Genomic DNA, 20,204 nt, shown 5'->3' with positions numbered 1-20,204 from the left:
TCTCTCTTCATCAGGAATAGTTGCGGGAACCGAAAATGGCGCTGCCCACGCGCACGATGGTGGCGCCTTCGAGCACGGCGGCGCGCAAGTCGGCCGACATGCCCATCGACAAGGTGTCGAGCGCCAGCCCTTCGGCCTTCAATTGTTCGTACAGCGCGCGCAGTTGCGCAAAGGCAGCGCGCTGAAGCGTGAGCTCCGTTTCCGGCTCGGGGATGGCCATCAGGCCGCGCAAGCGCAAACGGGGCAATTGCGCCACGGCATGCGCCAGGGCCGGCAATTCGGCCGGCGTCACGCCGCTCTTGCTGGCTTCCCCGCTGATATTGACTTGCAGGCAGATATTCAAGTCCGGCAAGCCGGCCGGGCGCTGCTCGGACAGGCGCGCGGCGATCTTTTCCCGCTCCACCGTGTGCACCCAGTCGAAGTGTTCGGCGATGGAGCGCGTCTTGTTGCTCTGGATGGGGCCGATGAAATGCCATGCCGGAGCGTGCTGCGGCGCGGCCGCCTTCACCAAGGCGATCTTGTCGAGCGCTTCCTGCAGATAATTTTCGCCAAACGCCGCCTGGCCCGCGCGCATGGCGTCCAGCACGGCGTCCGCGCCGAAGGTCTTCGAGACGGCCAACAAGGTCACGTCTTCGGGCGGGCGTTGCGCCTCCAGCGCCGCTTGCGCGATTGCGTCGCGCACGGCTTGCAAGTTCAGTTCGATTGTGGACATAATCATTTTCTAGTGGATACGGGGCACGGCCGCGTCAGGCAGCCCATCAATGCAGGCACAGGGATTATAAATGGACATCTCCGAACTACTCGCTTTCTCCGTCAGCAACAAGGCTTCCGACTTGCACCTGTCTTCCGGCCTGCCGCCGATGATACGGGTCAACGGCGACGTGCGCCGCCTGAACGTGCCCCCGCTCGAGCACAAGGAAGTGCACAGCATGATCTACGACATCATGAACGACAGCCAGCGCAAGGCCTATGAAGAAGCGCTGGAATGCGATTTCTCGTTCGAGATTCCCGGACTGGCCCGCTTCCGCGTCAACGCCTACAACCAGGAAAGGGGCGCCTCGGCCGTGCTGCGCACGATTCCCTCGAAAGTGCTGACACTGGAAGACCTGAATGCCCCGCGCATCTTCGGCGAACTGGCCATGCGTCCACGGGGCCTCGTGCTGGTGACGGGGCCGACCGGTTCCGGCAAGTCGACCACCCTGGCGGCCATGGTGAACCACGTCAACGAACGCCTGAACCACCATATTCTCACCATCGAGGACCCGATCGAATTCGTGCATGAACCGAAAAAATGCCTGATCAACCAGCGTGAAGTCGGTTCGCACACGCATTCGTTCAGCAACGCGCTGCGCTCGGCCCTGCGCGAAGACCCGGACGTGATTTTAGTGGGCGAATTGCGCGACCTGGAAACCATCCGCCTGGCGCTGACGGCGGCCGAAACGGGCCACCTCGTGTTCGGCACCCTGCATACCTCGTCGGCGGCGAAATCGATCGACCGCATCATCGACGTCTTCCCCGCCGAGGAAAAGGAAATGGTGCGCGCCATGCTGTCCGAATCCTTGCAAGCCGTCATTTCGCAAAACCTGCTGAAAACCAGGGATGGCGCGGGCCGCGTGGCCGCGCATGAAATCATGCTGGCCACGCCGGCCGTGCGCAACCTGATCCGCGAAGCGAAAGTGGCGCAAATGTATTCGGCCATCCAGACGGGCAGCAACGTGGGCATGCAAACCCTGGACCAGTGCCTGTCCGACCTGGTGCGGCGCGGCACGATCTCGGCGGAAACGGCCCGCTCGGCCGCCAAGGCCCCTGAAAACTTCCCCGGCTAAGCCCATGGACACTACGCACGAACACTATGGCGCCATGCATGCGCTGCTGGCGCAGATGCGCGCACGGGGCGGCTCGGACCTGTTCATCACGGCCGGCTTTCCTGCCGCCATCAAGCTCGACGGCAAACTGACGCCGCTGGCGGGCGGCGCGCTAGCCGCGCAGCAGGCGGCCGGCTACGTGCGCGCCGTCATGAACGAACGCCAGGCGGCCGAGTTCGCGTCCAGCCGCGAAGCCAATTTCGCCATCAGTCCGGACGGACTCGGGCGCTTCCGCGTGTCCGCCTTCGTACAGATGGGCCAGGCAGGCATGGTCTTGCGCTTGATCAATACCGCCATCCCCACCCTCGATGGGCTCGGTTTACCGGCCATCCTGCAAGACATCGTGATGAGCAAGCGGGGCCTCGTCATCATGGTGGGCGCCACGGGCTGCGGCAAGTCGACCACCCTGGCCGCCATGGTGGGCCACCGCAACGCGCACAGCCATGGCCACATCATCACCATCGAAGATCCCGTGGAATTCATCCATCCGCACGGCAACTGCATCGTCACCCAGCGCGAAGTGGGCGTCGATACGGACGACTGGGCCACCGCCCTGAAAAACACCCTGCGCCAGGCGCCCGACGTGATCCAGATCGGAGAGATCCGCGACCGCGACACGATGGACCACGCCATCGCATTCGCCGAGACGGGCCATCTGTGCCTGGCGACCTTGCACGCGAACAACGCCAACCAGGCGCTGGACCGCATCATCAATTTCTTCCCCGAAGAACGGCGCCAACAGCTGCTGATGGACCTGTCACTGAATTTGAAGGGCATGATTTCGCAGCGCTTGATTCCCAACAAGGAAGGCGGCGGACGCAAGGCGGCGCTGGAAATCCTGCTCAATTCGCCGCTGATGAGCGACCTGATCTTCAAGGGCCAGGTGCACGAGATCAAGGAATTGATGAAAAAATCGCGCGAACACGGCATGCAGACTTTCGACCAGGCCCTGTTCGACCTGCACGAAGCGGGCGCCATCAGCTATGAAGACGCGCTGCGCAATGCGGACTCCGTCAACGACCTGCGCCTGACGATCAAGCTCAAGGGCGCAACGGCGCCGGTACCCGCCCCGCAAACGGGCGCCACCAAACTGGGACTCCTCTGACATGACCAGCATCCACGATTTCCAGGCCCAGGCACTGGACGGCACGCCGGTCGACCTGGCGCAATACAAAGGCAAGGTACTGCTGATCGTCAACACGGCCAGCGCCTGCGGCTTCACGCCGCAATACCAGGGGCTCGAAGCGCTGTACCGCGAATTCCATGAGCAGGGCCTGGTCGTGCTGGGCTTTCCCTGCAATCAATTCCGCCAGCAGGAACCGGGATCGAATGCGGAAATCGGCGCTTTTTGCGAGAAAAACTTCGGCGTCACCTTTCCCCTGTTTGCCAAGGTCGACGTGAATGGCCCGCAGACCCATCCCCTGTTTGCGCAATTAAAACAGGCGGCGCCCGGCATATTGGGCACGCAGTCGATCAAATGGAATTTCACCAAGTTTTTGGTGCGCAAGGATGGCCGCGTATTTCGCCGCTACGCCACGGCCAGCAAACCGGCCAGCCTGGCGGACGACATTCGGCAATTGCTACAGGAATAGCGATTCGACGGTTTGATTAAAAACAATAATTGCTGAAATCAATCAATCCGCACTTATTTCATGCTTGATATCAATATTGTGTTTCCAATAGCAAATTTCGGTGATAATGTTTGCATAATTATTCGCAGATATCGATCAAAAAACGATGCCAGTCTTTGGGAAAATATTATCTTCATGGATGCGGATGGGAATTTATTCCCGCCTCTTTCTTCCTATTTTCTTCCTGATACTCGCCGTTTCCGCCGTTCGCTATCACGCCCTGCTCGGTACGGAAACGGCGCTGGCCAATGCGCGCTACCAGAGCGATGCACGGCAACTCGACCTGTTCCTCGCCAATAGCGTGCTGCCGCTGGCCGTGCACGCGGACAGTCACGCGATGCACGACAGCGTGCGGCAAGTGCTGCGCAGCGCCCTGCCGCTGAACCGCAGCCTCGTTTCCGCACGCTGGGACACGGCTGGCGGGCATGTCGAAGTACTGGCCGACAGCAAGCTGGCCGACACGCTGGCCACGGTACCGGCGTGGTTTGCGCGCCTGGCCGGCATCACGGCCATCCGCAGCCGCCTGACGGTAGCGCTGCCGGACGGCGGCGACGGCATCCTCGACCTGCACTATACGCCCGGCCGGCCCCTGGCGCAGGTGTGGCTCAGGGTGCGCGAACAAGCCGTCCTCAGCACCGTCAATATCGTACTCGTCTTCGTTCTGCTGGGCTTGATCCTGGCCACGCACCGCAAGCTGCTGGCGCGCTTCGTACAGGCGACCGACCGCTTCCGCGACGGCAACTTCGCCGTGCGCCTGGTGGCCGGCGCCACGCCCGAAGCGCAAGCCGTGTCGCAGTCGTTCAATGGCATGGCCGGCGATATCGAAGCACTGCTGACCTCGCTGAAAACCAGCCAGCGCCAGCTGGGCGAACAGCTGAACGAAACCGTGCACATGCAGCAGGCGCTGCAAAAGCTGTCGTGGCAAAACTACAATGATGTGCTGACGGGCCTGCCCAACCGTGCCGCGCTGGCCGCCCGCTTCGAACAGGAACTGTTCCTCGCGCGCGAACGCCAGCGCCTGCTGGCCGTCTGTCTGTTCGACCTCGACCACTTCCAGGCCATCAACGACCGCTACGGCGCCGAGGCGGGCGATGAAATCCTCAAGCAGGTGGCCGGCCGCCTGCACGGCTTTACGGGCCAGGTCCATTACGCGGCGCGCCTGGGCGGCGACGAATTCGTCCTGCTGCTGTGCGGCCAGGCCAGCATCGCCAGCATCGAACAGAACGTCATGCAGCTGATGGCCGAGCTGGGACGTCCCTACCAGTGCGACCAGCAGGCGCTGCACATGACGGCCAGCGCCGGCATCGCCGTCTACGCGGGCAAGGACCTGAATACGGAAAGCCTGCTGCGCCACGCCGACCACGCCGTCTACCAGGCCAAGCTGACGGGGCGCAACCAGTATCACTTCTTCGACACCAATCTCGACGAAGAAGTGCGCACCCACCACAACCAGCGCACGGAAGTGCGCCACGCCCTGATCAACGGCGAACTGCGGCTGTACTACCAGCCCAAGGTCAACATGCGCGCCGGCACGGTGGTGGGCATGGAAGCGCTGCTGCGCTGGCAGCATCCGCGCCGCGGCGTGCTGGCGCCCGCACAATTCCTGCCGCTGGTGGAGCAGACGGACTTGATCATCGATATCGGCGAATGGGTGCTGCGCCAGGCCCTGTGGCAAATGCAGCGCTGGGTGGCTGGCGGCAAGCACTGGGTGGTCAGCGTGAATATCGCGGCACGCCACTTCCAGCAGCCGGATTTCGTCTCGCGCCTGGAAACCATCCTCGGCGAATTTCCCGGCGTGCGCGCCAGCATGCTGGAACTGGAAATCCTCGAATCGTCGGCCCTGCACGACATCGAAGACGTGCGCCGCATCATCCGCGCCTGCCAGGCACTGGGCATCACTTTCGCCCTCGACGATTTCGGCACAGGCTACTCGTCGATGTCATACCTGAAACGCCTGCCGGCCAACATCGTCAAGATCGACCAGAGCTTCGTGCGCAATATGCTCAACGACCGCGACGACCTGCACCTGGTGCGCGCCGTCATCGGCCTGGCCCGCTCCTTCAGCCTGACGGTGATCGCCGAAGGCGTGGAAAGCGTCGAACATGGCGCGCGATTGATCCAGCTGGGCTGCGATCTGGCGCAAGGCTACGGCATCGCCCGCCCCATGCCGGCCGATGCCGTCCTGGAGTGGGCCGCCAACTTCGTGCCGGCCCCCCAATGGCGCGTCGCGCAGTACAGCGAAGTGCCTATTTAGGCGCCAAGGCGGAGTCGATCAGCTCTATCCAGTGCCGCACGGGCGTCTCCGTGCCCGACTGCAGGTGGCTCAGGCAGCCGATATTGGCCGACACGATCATCTCCGGCTCGCACGCTTCCAGGTTCGCCACCTTGTTGTCGCGCAGCTGCTGCGACAGTGCCGGCTGCAGGATCGAATACGTGCCCGCCGAACCGCAGCACAAATGGCTGTCCGCGCACAGGCGCACGTCGACGCCGACGGCGCGCAGCACCTGCTCCACCTTGCCGCGCACCTGCTGGCCATGCTGCAGGGTGCACGGCGGGTGATACGCCACCCGTTTTCCGATGCGCCCTTTCAGCAGCGCCGCCAATTCCGCTTCAAACGCCGGCATGATCTCGGACAGATCGCGCGTCAGCGCCGCGATGCGCCGCGCCTTCTCCGCATACTGCGCATCGTGCGCCAGCAAATGGCCATATTCCTTCACCGTGGCGCCGCAGCCGGACGCCGTCATGACGATGGCTTCCGCACTATCGATATACGGCCACCAGGCGTCGATATTGCGGCGCATGTCGTCCAGCGCCGCGTCCTGGTCATTCAGGTGATGGCGCAGCGCGCCGCAGCAGCCGGCCTTCGGGGCGACGATCAATTGCACGCCCAGCGCGTCAAACACGCGCGCCGTGGCCGCGTTGATGTTCGGCGACATGGCCGGCTGCACGCAGCCGTCGAGCAGCAACATGCTGCGCGCATGCTGGCGCGCGGGCCATGCACCGGCGGCGGCGCCCGGGCGCAATTTGTCCTGCAAGCTTTTTGAGAGCAGCGGGCGCAGCGCCTGTCCCGCCTTGTACACGGGCGTAAACAGCCAGCGGCGCGGCAAGGCTTCCTTCAAGGCGAAGCGCAGCGCGCGTTCTCGCAAGGGGCGCTGCACGCGCTGTTCGACGACATTGCGGCCGATGTCGACCAGGCGCCCGTACTGCACGCCGGACGGACAGGTCGATTCGCAGTTGCGGCAGGTCAGGCAGCGGTCCAGGTGCGTCTGCGTCTTGGCCGTGACGGGCGCGCCTTCGAGCACTTGCTTGATCAGGTAGATGCGTCCGCGCGGGCCATCGAGTTCGTCGCCCAGCAACTGGTAGGTGGGACAGGTGGCTGTGCAAAAGCCGCAATGCACGCAGGCGCGCAGGATGGCTTCGGCTTCGTCGCCTGCCGGCGTATTCTTGATGAAATCGGCGAGATTGGTTTGCATGCGCGCTCAATACATTCTGTGCGGGTTGAAGACGCCGGCCGGATCGAAAGCCTGCCGCAGGCGCTGATGGATGGTAGCCACGGCCGGCGCCAGCGGGTGGAACACGCCCACGGCCTTGTCGCCGCCGCGGAACAGGGTGGCATGGCCGCCGGCGGCCGCCACGGCCTGGCGGATGTGGTGCGCGCCGGCCGCATCGGCGTCACCGTCGAGTTTGAGCCAGCGCTGCGCCCCGCCCCATTCGATCAGCTGGCGCCCTTTTAAAATCATGGCGCTGGCGTGCGGCGGCAGCGACAAGCGCCACAGGCTGCCTGCGCCCGCAAAGAATGCGTGCGTTTGCTCGCGCACGGACAGCCAGAAGGCGGATGCTTCTTCTGCAGCCAGCACTTCGCCTTTCAATGATTGCAGGGCCGCCGAGACAGCCGCCTCGGCGCCGGACAGGCGCACCGTCAACACGCCATCGTGCCAGCAGCTGGCCGATATCGGCAGCGGCTTGCCCGCCCATTCATTGAGCATGCGCAAGGCGGCGATTTCCGCGCAGGCCACGCGAAACGTCGATTCGCGCAGCGGCAAGGGCAGCACCTTCAGCGACACTTCCAGGATCAGGCCCAGGGTGCCCAAGGAGCCCGCCAGCAGGCGCGAGACATCGTAGCCGGCCACGTTCTTCATCACTTGCCCGCCGAAGGCCAGGCGTTCGCCATGGCCCTCCATCAGCACGGCGCCCAGCACGAAATCACGCAAGGCCCCCGCGCTGGCGCGGCGCGGGCCGGACAGCGCACTGGCGACGACGCCGCCTACCGTGGCGCCAGCGCCGAAATGGGGCGGCTCAAACGCCAGCATCTGGTTGCGCGCGGCCAGCGCCGCCTCGATTTCCGCCAGCGGCGTGCCGCAGCGGGCCGTGATCACCAGCTCCGTCGGTTCATAGTCGATGATGCCCGCATAGGCGCGCGTGTCGAGCACCTCGCCTGTCAGTTGCTGGCCATACCAGTCCTTCGTGCCGCCGCCGCGCAGGCGCAAGGGGCTGCCCGCCGCGCTGGCCGCCAGGATCTGCTGCCTGAATTGTTCCGCTATCGCTTGCAAAGGGGTCTCCGGAAAATTAAAAACGGGGCAGGTTGGCGAACGGCAAACGCCCCGCCGTCACATGCATCTTGCCGAATTCGGCGCAGCGGTTCAAGGTGGGAATCGCCTTGTCCGGGTTCAGCAAGGTGTGGGGATCGAAGGCGCGCTTGACGGCAAAGAAGGCATCGAGTTCGGCGCGCGTAAATTGCACGCACATGGAATTGATCTTTTCCATGCCCACGCCATGTTCGCCCGTGATGGTGCCGCCCACGGCCACGCACAGGGCCAGGATGTCGGCGCCAAACGCTTCGGCGCGCTCGAATTCGCCGGGCATGTTGGCGTCGAACAGGATCAAGGGATGCAGATTGCCGTCGCCCGCGTGGAACACGTTCGCGCAGCGCAAGCCATGCGTCGTTTCCATGGCGGCGATACCCGTCAGCACTTCCGCCAGTTTTTTTCGCGGGATGGTGCCGTCCATGCAGTAGTAATCGGGCGAGATGCGCCCGGCGGCGGGAAAGGCGTTCTTGCGGCCGGACCAGAATTTCATGCGCTCCGCTTCCGACTGCGAGACGGCAATCGCACTGGCGCCCGCCCCTTCCAGCACGGCCGTCATGCGGGCGATTTCCTCTTCCACTTCCTCGTGCGTGCCATCGGCCTCGCACAGCAAAATGGCGGCCGCGTCGATGTCGTAGCCGGCCTTGACGAACGGTTCGACCATGCGCGACGACGTCTGGTCCATCATTTCCAGGCCAGCCGGGATGATGCCGGCGGCGATCACGTTGGCCACGGCATTGCCGCCCGTGACGACGTCGCCGAACGAGGCCATGATGACACGCGCCGTGGCCGGTTTCGGTATCAGTTTTACGGTCACTTCCGTGACAATGCCCAGCATGCCTTCGGAACCGATGAAGACGGCCAGCAGGTCCAGGCCCGGAGAATCGAGGCATTCGCCGCCCAGCTCCAGCACGTCGCCATCGATGGTGACGACGCGCACGCGCAGCACATTGTGCACGGTCAGCCCGTATTTGAGGCAATGCACGCCGCCCGAGTTTTCCGCCACGTTGCCGCCGATGCTGCAGGCGATCTGCGAAGACGGGTCGGGCGCGTAATACAAGGCATATTGCGCGGCCGCTTCGGAAATGGCCAGATTGCGCACGCCCGGCTGCACCACGGCCGTGCGCGCGTACGCATCGAGGCGCACGATGCGGTTCAAACGCGCCGTCGACAACACCACGCCGTCGGCGATCGGCAAGGCGCCGCCCGACAAGCCCGTGCCGGCGCCGCGCGGCACGATCGGCACGCCAAGTTCGCGGCAGACGCCGAGGATGGCGATGACCTGTTCTTCCGTGTCCGGCAAGGTGACCACCATCGGCAGCTGGCGGTAGGCGGCCAGGCCATCGCATTCGTACGGGCGCGTGTCTTCCGCGTCGGACAGCACGCAACGTGCTGGCAGCACGGCCAGCAGGGCCGCGACGACGGCTTGCTGGCGCGCGGCGGTCAATCCGGGTTCAGGAGCGGTATTGAGCATAAGATGGGGGGGGAAATTGGCATGGGCGTGCAACGATTGTAAGCACAAAAGTGGCGCGCACCGCATTTTTTGTCCGATTTGCCCGCAAATCCGGGGCCAGGCGGCGCGCAGTGTCGTATGCTGCCCCCATTCTTCTTTACAGGATCAGCATCATGGGCAACCGACTTTCGAAAATCGCCACGCGCACGGGCGACAATGGCAGCACCGGCCTGGGCGACGGCAGCCGCACCAGCAAGGACAGCGCCCGCATCCACGCCATGGGCGACGTGGACGAACTCAATTCCAATATCGGCTTGCTGCTGTGCGAAGCCATGCCCGACGCCTTGCGCGACGAGCTGGTGGCCATCCAGCACGACCTGTTCGACCTGGGCGGAGAAATCTGCATCCCCGGCTACCAGCTGATCAAGGAAGAGCACGTGCTGCGCCTCGATGAGCTGCTGGCGAAATACAATGCGGACTTGCCGGCGCTGAGTGAATTCATCCTGCCGGCCGGTTCGCGCGGCGCCTCGCTGGCCCACGTGTGCCGCACCGTCTGCCGCCGCGCCGAGCGCAGCATCGTCGCGCTGGCCAATGCGGAAACCATCCACGAACATCCACGCCAGTACGTGAACCGCCTGTCGGACCTGCTGTTCGTGCTGTCGCGCGTGCTCAACCGCTTTGCCGGCGGCAGCGACGTGCTGTGGCGGCATGACCGCACGCGCGGATGACATAAAAACGGCGATGCCTGTCAAACAGCATCGCCGTGCTTTATCCAGCTGGCAGGCTGTTACTTAGCCGCAGGCCTGAAGACAGGCTTTATTCGCGCGCACGCATGAGGGGACACTGAACTCCATGACGCAGGCATCGAGCGCCATATAGCACTCGGATTGGCATTCCGAAATGTCGGCGGTATTGCTGGCCATGGCATACGAGGCGCTGACGCCCATGGCAAACAAAAAGAAACCCAGTTTTTTGAACATAAGCACTCCTGTTGAATTGACAGACGATCACTGACATCCACGGCGCGCCGTCCCTTACGCACCATCCATAAGCTGGCATTGCCTCCGCGCGTCAATTACGGGGCGGCCGCAGGCACTCTTTCTGACAAGCCTGATAATTTTCCATGCAGGCCGGCTGGCCGAATTCCACGCAATCGAGCAGATTGCGTTCGCACACAAAGGTGCAGTCAGGCCCACCTGCATGGACGCTGAAGGACAGCGCAGCGCCTGCGGCAAACAGAAAAACAGCAATTTTTTTGAACATGGTCAGCCTTTCAAGTTAACAAGTGGGAACGTCAGATTTTCTTCAGCGCCGCTTCCAGCGCGTCCGCATTGAAACCCTGGATCTTGCGGTTGCCGATCAACACCACGGGCACGCCGCCGCCGCCCAGTGCCTCATGGGCTTTTTTCGCTTCCGGGGATTTTTCGATATCGAGATCGACGAATTCGATCTTGTTTTCCTTGAAGTAGGCACGCGTCTTGGCGCAATAGCCGCACCAGTCCGTGCCGTACAGCACCACTTTCGCCTGGGCATTCGGGAAATACGCGGCGTAATTACCCTCGGTGTAATTCGACTTGAGCAAGCCGGGCAACAAGGACAGGCCATAACCGCTGCCCAGGCCGGCGGCCAGGATCAAGCCATACATGGCGATGGTTTTAATTTTCTTTTGCATCATGAAGCCACCTTGACGTCGTTACAGGAAAAGTACGATCTTTTAAAACATTTCCCACCCTTCGATTGACGTGGAAAAAGAATGCCACTTGCGCTTGCATGCTTATTACCTTGTAGAATTTACATCCTACAAAAACGAATATAGAGCGCGATTATTTTAGAGTCAACATTTCCTTTCGATAAATTTCCAGTTTGGAAAATATATCGGGGAAGCCCATGAAATGTGGAATTTGGAGAGATTGGCAGGCGCCAAACGTCTATACAATATTGGCGCCGCAAGCAGGAAAAGGCCGGTTGCGGGCGCAGCCGGCCGAGCGGCTACGCTTCAACGCGAGGACGTCACCGCGTTATCCATCGCCTGCACATGTTCGCGCAGCAAGCCGCGCAGCAGCTGCACCTGGGCCACCGCATCGGCTTGCAGGGCCGTCAAGCCTTCTGCCGCGCAAGGACCGGGCGCAGCGGTATCGGCTTCACCGCGCAGCAACGCATCGATTTCCCCGCTGACGGCGGCAATCCACCGCTGCAATGCGGGCGGCGCCGGCTCGGCCTGCGGGCTCAAACTGATGCGCGCCGTGCTGCCTGCCACGCGGCGCAGCAGCGGCAAGGTGCGCAGGGCCGCCAGGCCCACGCCGCTGCTGCGGTCCAGGCGGCGCTCGATGCGCAGGCGTTGCAGCACTTGTTCCGCATTATTGCTGGCCAGCCCCGCCTCGCGGCGCAGGCGCGCAATGGCGCTATCCCACCGTCCACCCGCCGCCAGCACGGCCAGCAGGTATTTCAGGTTGGCCGACACGGCTTTCGCCAGGCGCTGATCGAGGTCGTCCGCCTCGCGGTCGGGCCACAGGAAAAACGTGGCCAGCAGAGCCAGCACGCAGCCCAGCACATTGTTGCCCAGACGGCTTACCGCATACACCATCTCGCTGGCCGGCGCAGCATAGTCGGCCACCAGTACGAAGGCGGGCGTCATGAACAGCACGTGCAGGCTGTAGCTGACACGGCGCAAGGCCATGGTGGCGACGATCAGGGGAAACACCACCAGCGAGATCGCCAGCGGGGTATGGACGGCCAAGCCGATCAGCACGGCCAGCACGGCGCCCAGCACGCTGCCCGCGACGCGCTCGATGCCGCGCGGCCAGGTGGTCGACACGGATGGCTGCAGTATCAATAATGTCGCCATGGTGGCCCAGTAGCCGAAGGGAATATGCAAGGCCTCGACCAGCAGGAAGCCGGCCGTCGTCGCCAGCGACACGCGCGCCGCGTGGCGCCAGCTCAGCGACTGCGGCGTGGCATTGACCTTCGCCGTTTGCCACGCCTGCCCCAGCGCCAGGAAAGCCGCCTCGCGCCACGGCAGCTGCGTCGCGCGCGGCAAGCCCAGTTCCATGAAGTCCACGTTCAATCGCAAGGGCAGCAAGGCGCCCAGCGCCGCTTCCAGGCGCCGTCCGCAGGCGGCCAGGCGGCGCTGCAATGCCAGCGGCGGCGTTTCCGGCTGGCGCTGCACGGCTTGCCCCAGGCGGCGCAGCAGCACGGCCATCACTTCCAGGCTGCGCCGCGCGCGCGGGTCCTGGCGCAGGCGCTGTTGCTCGCGCTCGCACGTATGCGTGACGGCGATCAGGTAAGCGAAGATGCGCTCGGCGTCGCTGAGCGCCAGCAGCAGGTTGTCATACAGGGCGCTGCGCCCCGCGCGGGCGGGCGGCACGGCCGCCAGCGCCACGCGCGCCGCTTCCAGCGCGGCGCGCGCCTGCGAACGGTAGCTGGCGCCATGCGCGGCAACATCGGCCGGCATCCCATCGTGTTGCAAAAAACGCGCATTGTCGCGCGCAATGCCGGCCAGGCGCGAATACGCGGCGCGGATGGCGCGCCTGGCAGGGCTGAACGGGTGGATGCGCCAGACCGTAAAACTGAGCACGGTGGCAAACAGGCAGCCGAACATGTACAGGCCCAGGAAAGGCGCCGTCTGCGTCATCGATTCCAAGGGATGCGTGACCATCACCACGCAGGCCGTGGCCGCCAAAATGGCCACTTGCGCGGTGGCCGCGCCCCAGATGCGCGCCAGCGCGCCAGCCCAGGAAAACACCAGCACGGCGACGGCGGCAGCGGCCACGCCATGGCCGGCCGCCAGCGCCGTCAAGCCGCCTGCCACGGTGGACAGCAAGCCGAAGCCCAGCATCGAGACGAAACGCATGCGCCGCGTGCCGGCCGCGTCGGCCAGGCAGGTCCAGAAAGCGCCGATGGCGGCCCAGGAAAAATCGGGGTGGTCGAACAGCAGGCCCAGCAGCAGCATGGCGCTCGAGGCGCAGGCGGCCCGCAGTCCCTCGGACAGATTCGTTTCGTCGATGGCCAGGCTGACCATCCACAAGGGACGGCGCTGCGCCAGGGTATCGGTATAGGCGTGCATGCCCGTCAGCCAGCGGCCGGCCATTGCGCGCGTACGGCGGTGAAGTTTCCTGAAATGCAAGTTGGACTTTGAAACGAGTATCAAAGCGTCATCGTAGCATTCCCCGACGAAAAATGTTGCGGTGCAGCGTAAAATCCCTGCAGACGAAAAAAAAGCGGCACCGCAGCGCCGCTTTCCTGTCTACAGACAAACTTAGCTGACGACAGCCAGACGCGGCTGGGTGCCGCCAAAACGCTGCTCGATCGACGCGGCGATGCCGGCGGCATCGAGACCCACGCTTTTCAGCAACTGCACGGGGTCGCCATGGTCGATGAAGGTGTCGGGCAAGCCCAGCATCAGAATCGGCTTGACGATTCCCTCTGCCGCCAGCGCTTCGGCCACGGCCGATCCGGCACCGCCCATGATGCAGCCCTCTTCCACCGTCACCAGGTAATCGTGCTCCGCAGCAAGCTGTTTCACCAGCGCCACATCGAGCGGCTTGACGAAACGCATGTTGGCCACCGTCGCATCGAGCTTGTCGCCTGCCGCGACACTCGGCGCCACCATCGAACCGAAGGCCAGGATGGCGATGCGCTTGCCGTGGCGCTTGATCTCGCCCTTGCCGATCTCGATGCTGGTCAGTTCCGGCACGATGGCCGCACCTGCGCCGGCACCACGCGGATAGCGGATGGCGGCCGGGCCAGGATAATGGTAACCAGTGGTGAGCATTTGCCGGCATTCGTTTTCATCGGACGCGGCCATGACGACCATGTTCGGGATGCAGCGCAGGAATGCCATGTCGTAGTTGCCCGCGTGCGTGGCGCCATCGGCGCCCACGAGGCCGGCGCGGTCCAGCGCAAACGTCACGTCCAGGTTTTGCAAGGCCACGTCGTGGATCAGCTGGTCGTAGGCGCGCTGCAGGAAGGTCGAATAGATGGCCACGACAGGTTTCAAGCCTTCGCAGGCCAGGCCCGCGCCGAAGGTCACGGAGTGCTGCTCGGCAATGCCCACGTCGAAATAACGGTTGGGGAATTGCTGTTCGAACTTGACCATGCCCGAGCCTTCGCGCATGGCCGGCGTGATGCCCACCAGGCGCTTGTCGTGCGCGGCCATGTCGCACAGCCAGTTGCCGAACACTTCCGTGTACGTCATCTTGCCCGGCGCCGTGGCCGGCTTGATACCTTCGGCCGGATTGAACTTCGGCGTGCCGTGGTACAAAATCGGTTCCGCCTCGGCCAGCTTGTAACCCTGGCCCTTTTTGGTGACCACGTGCAGGAATTGCGGGCCCTTCAGCTGCTTGATGTTTTGCAAGGTCGGTATCAGCGAATCGAGGTCGTGACCGTCGATGGGGCCGATGTAGTTGAAACCGAATTCCTCGAACATGGTGGCGGGCACGACCATGCCTTTGGCGTGCTCTTCAAAGCGCTTCGCCAGTTCCAGCACGGGGCCGGGCAAGACGGACTTGCCGACATTTTTCGCCGCCGCATAGAACTGGCCCGACATCAGCCGCGCCAGGTGACGGTTCAGCGCGCCCACCGGTGGCGAGATCGACATGTCGTTATCGTTCAGGATCACCAGCAGGTTGACGTCTTCCTGCACGCCCGCATTGTTCATGGCCTCGAAAGCCATGCCGGCCGTCATCGAACCGTCGCCGATCACGGCGATCGCGTGCAGCGGGTCGCCCTTGATCTTGGCGGCCTGCGCCATGCCCAAGGCGGCCGAAATCGACGTCGACGAGTGCGCCGTGCCGAAGGTGTCGTACTCGCTCTCGTCGCGTTTCGGGAAGCCGGAAATGCCGTCCTTCTGGCGCAGCGTGTGCATGCGATCGCGGCGGCCCGTGAGGATCTTGTGCGAATAGGTCTGGTGGCCCACGTCCCACACGATGCGGTCGTGCGGCGTGTTGAACACATAGTGCAGCGCGACGGTCAGCTCGACCGTGCCCAGGTTGGACGACAGATGGCCGCCCGTCTTGGACACGGAATCGAGCAGGAAGCTGCGCAATTCCTGCGCCAGCGGCACCAGTTGCGAGCGGGCCAGCTTGCGCACTTGCGCTGGTTCATTGATGGTTTCTAACAGTTTCATTTATGCCTTCCGCTGCACGACCAGGTCCGCCAGCTCGCGCAGACGGCGTGCCTTGTCCCCGAATGGCGCCAGCGCCGCATGGGCGTCGCACCGCAATTGTTCTGCCAGGGCTTTCGATGGTTCCAGCCCCAGTATCGATACGTAAGTGGGCTTGTTGGCGGCCGCATCCTTGCCCGCCGTCTTGCCCAGGGTGGCCGAATCGGCCGTGGCGTCGAGCACGTCGTCGACCACCTGAAACGCCAGCCCGACGGCGCGCGCGTAGGCGTTCAGCGCCGTCATTTCGTCCGGCGCCAGGTCCTTGCCCGCCAGCGCGCCGAGGAGCACGGCCGCGCGCAGCAAGGCGCCCGTTTTCAGTTGATGCATCTGTTCGAGCTGCGGCAAGGTCAAGGCCAGGCCGACGCTGTCGAGGTCGATCGCCTGGCCGCCGCACATGCCGCTTGATCCGGACGCGTGCGCCAGCAGCCTGAGCATGGCCATTTGCCGCGTCGGAGGAATGGCCGCGCCGTCGGCCAGCAGCATGAACGCTTGCGATTGCAGCGCGTCGCCGACCAGCAGGGCCGTCGCTTCATCGTAGGCGATGTGCACGGTGGGCTTGCCACGGCGTAAGGCATCGTCATCCATGCATGGCATGTCGTCGTGCACGAGCGAATACACGTGAATCATTTCCAGAGCACAAGCGGCGCGCGCGAGGGTATCTTGATCGGCATCAAACAATTCGCCCGCCGCCATCACGAGCAGCGGACGCACGCGCTTGCCGCCGCCCAACAGCGCATAGCGCATGGCCGCGTGCAGCTTGTGCGGCACCACGTCCGCCGCCGGCAGGAACTGGTCGAGCCGGCTTTCCACGCCCGACTGGGTGCTTTGCATCCAGTCGCCGAAGGTGACGCCGTCTTGCGGTATGCTGGCCATCATAGTGCGGCCTCGCCGGCATCCACGAACGGTTTCAACATGTCGCCTTCCAATACTTTCACCTGCGCTTCGACACTGTCGAGCTGGGTAGCGCAATACTTGACCAGTTCCGAGCCGCGCTGGTACGCCGCGACCGATGCTTCCAGCGGCAACTGGCCCGCTTCCATTTGCGTTACCAGCTGCGCCAGTTCCGCCATCGCCTCTTCAAACGAGGCCGGCGCTGCGGCAGCGGCAGTTAATTTCTTCGACATAGACTCAGATCTCTTCGTGGCACGAGGGGCTTGTAGGGAGACGCCGGGGACTCCCGGCCAGCATAGAAGCGTTATTTTAGAACAAACCACACTATTAAGTGAAAACTAAAGCGCAATCGGTGCGCTCAAAGTCAATGACATTGTCCGTTTGTCAGTGAATTTTAGTCCAATCGCCCCCATCTGGCGGAAATAGCGCGGTAAATGACAACGTTTCTCATTAAAGTGCGCCAATTGCTGGGGGTTTTGGCAATGTCGAGGCCGGATCCGCGCTATAATCGCCGGTTCTGTCCGAAATACCGTTTCAACAAATTTGAATTCAGGTCTTTGCGGATTCTTTCTCTCTGTAGCGGTTGTCCAGGCAAGGGCTTGGGGCACTGCTGACCGTTGTACATTTATGGGGGGTTGGGATGTCCGATCTGGCTACTCACGCCAAGCTGGCGCGCTCAAACGCGCAACTTCCGGTCCACGTCTATTTTGACGAAACGCTGTTGCAGCGTGAAATGCAGCAATTGTTCCAAGCCGGCCCGCGCTACGTCGGGCATGCGCTGATGGTGCCGGAAACCGGCGATTTTGCGACCCTGGCGTCTGAGAACGAAGGGCGCATGCTCGTGCGCAATGCCAACGGCATCGAAGTGCTGTCCAACGTGTGCCGCCACCGGCAGGCGCTGATGTACAACGGCCGTGGCAACGCGAACCATATCGTGTGCCCGCTGCACCGCTGGACTTATGACCTCAAGGGTGAATTGATCGGCGCGCCGCATTTCCCCGAGACGCCGTGCCTGAACCTGTCGAAAACGCCGCTGCAAAGCTGGAATGGCTTGCTGTTCGAACAGAATGGCTACAACGTGATGGAAAAATTGAAAGATTTGTCCGTCTCGAAAGACCTCGATTTTTCCGGCTACATGTTCGACCACGTGGAAATCCACGAGTGCGACTACAACTGGAAGACTTTCATCGAAGTCTACCTCGAGGATTATCACGTCGAACCGTTCCACCCGGGCCTGGGCAGCTTCGTCAGCTGCGACGACCTGCGCTGGGAATTCGGCAAGGATTACAGCGTGCAGACGGTGGGCGTGCACCGCGGCTTGCAACAAGCCGGTTCGCCCGCCTACAAGAAATGGCAAGAGCAGGTGCTGCAATTCCGTGGCGGCGAAGCGCCGCCGTATGGCGCCATCTGGCTGACCCTGTATCCGAACATCATGGTGGAATGGTATCCGCATGTGCTCGTCGTCTCGACCCTGTGGCCCGATGGCCCGCAAAAGACGCGCAACGTGGTGGAGTTCTATTATCCGGAAGAAATCGTGCTGTTCGAGCGCGACTTCGTCGAAGCGGAACGGGCTGCCTACATGGAAACCTGCGTCGAGGACGATGAAATCGCCCAGCGCATGGATGCCGGCCGCAAGGCCCTGATGGCGCGCGGCGTGAGCGAAGTGGGCCCTTACCAGTCGCCGATGGAAGACGGCATGCAGCACTTCCACGAGTGGTACCGCAGCAATATCGAACTGTAATTCCCTCAAGGGCCGCACTGCGCGGCCCTTTTTCATTTTCATCGTCAGGATTTACTCATGCAGTCACTTTGGATGCTGTTTGCCAGCTTTATGTTCGCCATCATGGGCGTGTGCGTCAAATTGGCGTCGGATATGTATTCGACGTCCGAAATCGTCATGTACCGCGGCATCATCGGCATGATCGTCATGAGCTGCACGATTCTGTACCAAGGCGGCAGTTTTAAAACCACGATGCCGGGCCAACATCTGTGGCGCGGCGTGGTGGGCGTGATCGCCCTGTGGCTGTGGTTTTACGCCATCGCCATCCTGCCGCTGGCCACGGCCATGACGCTCAACTACATGGCGCCCATCTGGATCGCCGTGATCCTGCTGGCCGGCGGCTGGTGGAAAGGCATGAAACAGGTCGAGTGGCCGCTGGTGGCGGCCATTGCCATGAGCTTTGTCGGCGTGACCCTGCTGCTGCAGCCCGTGTTCGAAACGGACCAGGCGGCCGGCGCCATCACGGCCTTGATTTCCGGCATGCTGTCGGCCCTCGCCTACTTGCAGGTGCGCAAGCTGGGCTTGCTGGGCGAACCTGAATACCGGGTCGTATTTTATTTCTCGGTCGTCAATTTCCTCGCCGGCGTGATCGGCCACGTGGCCAGCGCCGGCGGCGGTCCCGTCGTCTGGCATGCGCATACGAGCGGCTACGGCATCGGCTTGCTGGCCGCCATCGGCCTGTGCGCCACCATGGCGCAGATGGCCATGACGCGCGCCTATCGCTTGGGCAAGACCCTGGTAGTGGCCAACCTGCAATACACAGGCATCGTCTTTTCCAGCTTCTGGGGCGTGGTGATCTTTGGCGACCTGTTCGACTGGCACGGCTGGACCGGCATCGGCATCATTCTCGCCTCGGGCATCGCGGCAACCTATTACAATACCCGCAACACGGCCCGTGGCGCCGCCATCGCGCGCACGGATCCCATCGCCAGCGAAGTGTAAAGGAGCGTTTTCGATGTACACGACCTTGATCCAGGCCAGCGAACTGGCCAGCCATCTGAACGACAGCAACTGGGTGATCCTCGATTGCCGCCACGACTTGCTCAATCCGGCAGCGGGCAGCGATGCGTTTGCCGCCGGCCACCTCCAGAACGCGCAGTTCGCCGATATCGACACGGCCCTGTCCGGCCCCAAGACGGCGCGCGGCGCGGACTTTACAGGACGCCATCCGCTGCCCGAGCGCAATGCGCTGCTGGCCACCCTGCGCGGCTGGGGCATCGATGACGACACGCAAGTGGTCGCCTACGACGGCCAGGGCGGCATGTTCGCCGCCCGTCTGTGGTGGCTGCTGCGCTGGGTGGGCCACCCGAACGTGGCCGTGCTCGACGGCGGCCTGGCCGCCTGGCAGGCGCAAGGTTTGCCGCTGGTCACGCCGGTAGCACCGCGCCCTGTCGGCAACATCACGGAAAAAGCCAGCCTGACACGCACGGTCAGCGTGCAGGACGTCGTCGCCAACCTCGACACGCAGGCGCTGACCGTCATCGACGCGCGCGCCCCCGACCGTTATCGGGGCGAAAATGAAACCATCGACCCTGTCGGCGGCCATATCCCCGGCGCGAAGAACCGTTTCTTCAAGGATAACCTGCAGGCGGACGGGCGCTTCAAGAGCGCCGAGGCATTGAAACAGGACTTCAGCGCCCTGATCGCTACGTCGCAAGCGGCCATCCTGCAGTGCGGCTCCGGCGTGACGGCGTGCCACAACCTGCTGGCCATGGAAGTAGCCGGCTTGCCTGGTGCGGCCCTATATCCGGGTTCGTGGAGCGAATGGTGCGCCGATCCGGCGCGGCCCGTGGCGACGGGGAATTAAAAAAATGGCGGACCAGATGGTCCGCCATTTTTTC

19 protein-coding genes are annotated in these 20,204 nt (G+C 63.2%); 8 read left to right on the top strand and 11 right to left on the bottom strand.

From position 1 onward, the window contains the following. Positions 1–10 precede the first annotated feature (10 nt). On the bottom strand, positions 11–712 hold the full coding sequence (locus GYK42_RS15545; RefSeq protein WP_166448217.1) for a YggS family pyridoxal phosphate-dependent enzyme: 702 nt from the start codon (positions 710–712) through the stop codon (positions 11–13). Between the two features lie 70 nt (positions 713–782). On the opposite strand from GYK42_RS15545, the gene GYK42_RS15540 reads away from it, so the two are divergent. The 4 genes from GYK42_RS15540 to GYK42_RS15525 all read left to right on the top strand — a co-directional run bounded on the left by GYK42_RS15540 (position 783) and on the right by GYK42_RS15525 (position 5,750). After that, a complete protein-coding gene (locus GYK42_RS15540; protein WP_034749074.1) occupies positions 783–1,826 on the top strand; it encodes a type IV pilus twitching motility protein PilT in 1,044 nt (347 codons plus the stop codon). A gap of 4 nt (positions 1,827–1,830) precedes the next feature. Further along, a complete protein-coding gene (locus GYK42_RS15535; RefSeq protein WP_205711414.1) occupies positions 1,831–2,970 on the top strand; it encodes a PilT/PilU family type 4a pilus ATPase in 1,140 nt (379 codons plus the stop codon). Between the two features lies 1 nt (position 2,971). Then, positions 2,972–3,457 carry a glutathione peroxidase gene (locus GYK42_RS15530; protein ID WP_166448216.1) on the top strand — a complete coding sequence of 162 codons (486 nt, stop codon included), beginning with the start codon at positions 2,972–2,974 and terminating at the stop codon, positions 3,455–3,457. A 184-nt stretch (positions 3,458–3,641) separates the two neighbouring features. Continuing rightward, positions 3,642–5,750 carry a putative bifunctional diguanylate cyclase/phosphodiesterase gene (locus GYK42_RS15525; protein WP_166448215.1) on the top strand — a complete coding sequence of 703 codons (2,109 nt, stop codon included), beginning with the start codon at positions 3,642–3,644 and terminating at the stop codon, positions 5,748–5,750. Here GYK42_RS15525 and glcF read toward each other — a convergent pair. The 3 genes from glcF to GYK42_RS15510 are packed head-to-tail and all read right to left on the bottom strand — an operon-like array spanning position 5,743 to position 9,553. Then, positions 5,743–6,969 (bottom strand): glycolate oxidase subunit GlcF, encoded by a 1,227-nt coding sequence (gene glcF, locus GYK42_RS15520; protein WP_166448214.1) that lies wholly within the window; start codon positions 6,967–6,969, stop codon positions 5,743–5,745. The two genes, GYK42_RS15525 and glcF, sit on opposite strands and share 8 nt — an antisense overlap. Positions 6,970–6,975: 6 nt before the next feature. Further along, entirely contained in the window at positions 6,976–8,046 is a 1,071-nt protein-coding gene (gene glcE / locus GYK42_RS15515; protein ID WP_166448213.1) for a glycolate oxidase subunit GlcE, read from the bottom strand. A gap of 16 nt (positions 8,047–8,062) precedes the next feature. After that, on the bottom strand, positions 8,063–9,553 hold the full coding sequence (locus GYK42_RS15510) for an FAD-linked oxidase C-terminal domain-containing protein (protein ID WP_166448212.1): 1,491 nt from the start codon (positions 9,551–9,553) through the stop codon (positions 8,063–8,065). Between the two features lie 152 nt (positions 9,554–9,705). Between GYK42_RS15510 and GYK42_RS15505 the strand changes: the two genes are divergently transcribed. After that, positions 9,706–10,260: a cob(I)yrinic acid a,c-diamide adenosyltransferase gene (locus GYK42_RS15505; protein ID WP_166448211.1), complete on the top strand. Its 555-nt coding sequence runs from the start codon at positions 9,706–9,708 to the stop codon at positions 10,258–10,260. Between the two features lie 63 nt (positions 10,261–10,323). Here the strand turns inward: GYK42_RS15505 and GYK42_RS15500 are convergent, their stop codons facing one another. The 7 genes from GYK42_RS15500 to GYK42_RS15470 form a co-directional block, all read right to left on the bottom strand. Continuing rightward, positions 10,324–10,512, bottom strand: coding sequence for a hypothetical protein (locus tag GYK42_RS15500; protein WP_166448210.1), 189 nt, complete (start codon positions 10,510–10,512; stop codon positions 10,324–10,326). 91 nt (positions 10,513–10,603) lie between these two features. Next, positions 10,604–10,795: a hypothetical protein gene (locus GYK42_RS15495; protein ID WP_166448209.1), complete on the bottom strand. Its 192-nt coding sequence runs from the start codon at positions 10,793–10,795 to the stop codon at positions 10,604–10,606. Between the two features lie 31 nt (positions 10,796–10,826). Further along, positions 10,827–11,207: a glutaredoxin family protein gene (locus GYK42_RS15490; protein ID WP_240943609.1), complete on the bottom strand. Its 381-nt coding sequence runs from the start codon at positions 11,205–11,207 to the stop codon at positions 10,827–10,829. A gap of 321 nt (positions 11,208–11,528) precedes the next feature. After that, positions 11,529–13,619, bottom strand: a complete 2,091-nt coding sequence (locus GYK42_RS15485) for an FUSC family protein (RefSeq protein ID WP_166448208.1) — start codon at positions 13,617–13,619, stop codon at positions 11,529–11,531. A gap of 168 nt (positions 13,620–13,787) precedes the next feature. Then, a complete protein-coding gene (gene dxs / locus GYK42_RS15480; protein ID WP_166448207.1) occupies positions 13,788–15,656 on the bottom strand; it encodes a 1-deoxy-D-xylulose-5-phosphate synthase in 1,869 nt (622 codons plus the stop codon). Beyond that, positions 15,657–16,568, bottom strand: a complete 912-nt coding sequence (locus GYK42_RS15475; protein WP_240943608.1) for a polyprenyl synthetase family protein — start codon at positions 16,566–16,568, stop codon at positions 15,657–15,659. Further along, positions 16,565–16,816 (bottom strand): exodeoxyribonuclease VII small subunit, encoded by a 252-nt coding sequence (locus GYK42_RS15470; RefSeq protein WP_010394784.1) that lies wholly within the window; start codon positions 16,814–16,816, stop codon positions 16,565–16,567. Before GYK42_RS15470 ends, GYK42_RS15475 begins: the two co-directional genes overlap by 4 nt. Positions 16,817–17,223: 407 nt before the next feature. On the opposite strand from GYK42_RS15470, the gene GYK42_RS15465 reads away from it, so the two are divergent. From GYK42_RS15465 to GYK42_RS15455, 3 genes are read left to right on the top strand one after another with little or no spacing between them, the layout of a single operon-like run. After that, positions 17,224–18,324, top strand: coding sequence for an aromatic ring-hydroxylating oxygenase subunit alpha (locus GYK42_RS15465; protein ID WP_166448206.1), 1,101 nt, complete (start codon positions 17,224–17,226; stop codon positions 18,322–18,324). A 57-nt stretch (positions 18,325–18,381) separates the two neighbouring features. Continuing rightward, positions 18,382–19,305 carry a DMT family transporter gene (locus GYK42_RS15460; RefSeq protein WP_166448205.1) on the top strand — a complete coding sequence of 308 codons (924 nt, stop codon included), beginning with the start codon at positions 18,382–18,384 and terminating at the stop codon, positions 19,303–19,305. Positions 19,306–19,318: 13 nt separating this feature from the next. Continuing rightward, positions 19,319–20,170, top strand: coding sequence for a sulfurtransferase (locus GYK42_RS15455; protein WP_166448204.1), 852 nt, complete (start codon positions 19,319–19,321; stop codon positions 20,168–20,170). Positions 20,171–20,204 lie beyond the last annotated feature (34 nt).

The sequence above is a fragment of the Janthinobacterium lividum genome, from assembly GCF_011601275.1.
GTDB lineage: Bacteria > Pseudomonadota > Gammaproteobacteria > Burkholderiales > Burkholderiaceae_D > Janthinobacterium > Janthinobacterium lividum_E.
The sequence above is the reverse complement of the archived record's forward strand: the minus strand, read 5'-3'. Positions and strand labels throughout refer to the sequence as shown.

Bases quoted from the DNA above. Each gene is read 5' to 3' on its own strand.
- GYK42_RS15540 (WP_034749074.1), top strand. From the start codon at position 783: ATGGACATCTCCGAACTACTCGCTTTCTCCGTCAGCAACAAGGCTTCC.
- GYK42_RS15460 (WP_166448205.1), top strand. From the start codon at position 18,382: ATGCAGTCACTTTGGATGCTGTTTGCCAGCTTTATGTTCGCCATCATG.
- GYK42_RS15500 (WP_166448210.1), bottom strand. From the start codon at position 10,512: ATGTTCAAAAAACTGGGTTTCTTTTTGTTTGCCATGGGCGTCAGCGCC.
- GYK42_RS15470 (WP_010394784.1), bottom strand. From the start codon at position 16,816: ATGTCGAAGAAATTAACTGCCGCTGCCGCAGCGCCGGCCTCGTTTGAA.
- GYK42_RS15465 (WP_166448206.1), top strand. From the start codon at position 17,224: ATGTCCGATCTGGCTACTCACGCCAAGCTGGCGCGCTCAAACGCGCAA.
- GYK42_RS15495 (WP_166448209.1), bottom strand. From the start codon at position 10,795: ATGTTCAAAAAAATTGCTGTTTTTCTGTTTGCCGCAGGCGCTGCGCTG.
- GYK42_RS15490 (WP_240943609.1), bottom strand. From the start codon at position 11,207: ATGATGCAAAAGAAAATTAAAACCATCGCCATGTATGGCTTGATCCTG.
- GYK42_RS15530 (WP_166448216.1), top strand. From the start codon at position 2,972: ATGACCAGCATCCACGATTTCCAGGCCCAGGCACTGGACGGCACGCCG.
- glcF (WP_166448214.1), bottom strand. From the start codon at position 6,969: ATGCAAACCAATCTCGCCGATTTCATCAAGAATACGCCGGCAGGCGAC.
- GYK42_RS15485 (WP_166448208.1), bottom strand. From the start codon at position 13,619: ATGGCCGGCCGCTGGCTGACGGGCATGCACGCCTATACCGATACCCTG.
- GYK42_RS15525 (WP_166448215.1), top strand. From the start codon at position 3,642: ATGGGAATTTATTCCCGCCTCTTTCTTCCTATTTTCTTCCTGATACTC.
- GYK42_RS15545 (WP_166448217.1), bottom strand. From the start codon at position 712: ATGTCCACAATCGAACTGAACTTGCAAGCCGTGCGCGACGCAATCGCG.
- dxs (WP_166448207.1), bottom strand. From the start codon at position 15,656: ATGAAACTGTTAGAAACCATCAATGAACCAGCGCAAGTGCGCAAGCTG.
- GYK42_RS15535 (WP_205711414.1), top strand. From the start codon at position 1,831: ATGGACACTACGCACGAACACTATGGCGCCATGCATGCGCTGCTGGCG.
- GYK42_RS15455 (WP_166448204.1), top strand. From the start codon at position 19,319: ATGTACACGACCTTGATCCAGGCCAGCGAACTGGCCAGCCATCTGAAC.
- GYK42_RS15505 (WP_166448211.1), top strand. From the start codon at position 9,706: ATGGGCAACCGACTTTCGAAAATCGCCACGCGCACGGGCGACAATGGC.
- GYK42_RS15510 (WP_166448212.1), bottom strand. From the start codon at position 9,553: ATGCTCAATACCGCTCCTGAACCCGGATTGACCGCCGCGCGCCAGCAA.
- GYK42_RS15475 (WP_240943608.1), bottom strand. From the start codon at position 16,568: ATGATGGCCAGCATACCGCAAGACGGCGTCACCTTCGGCGACTGGATG.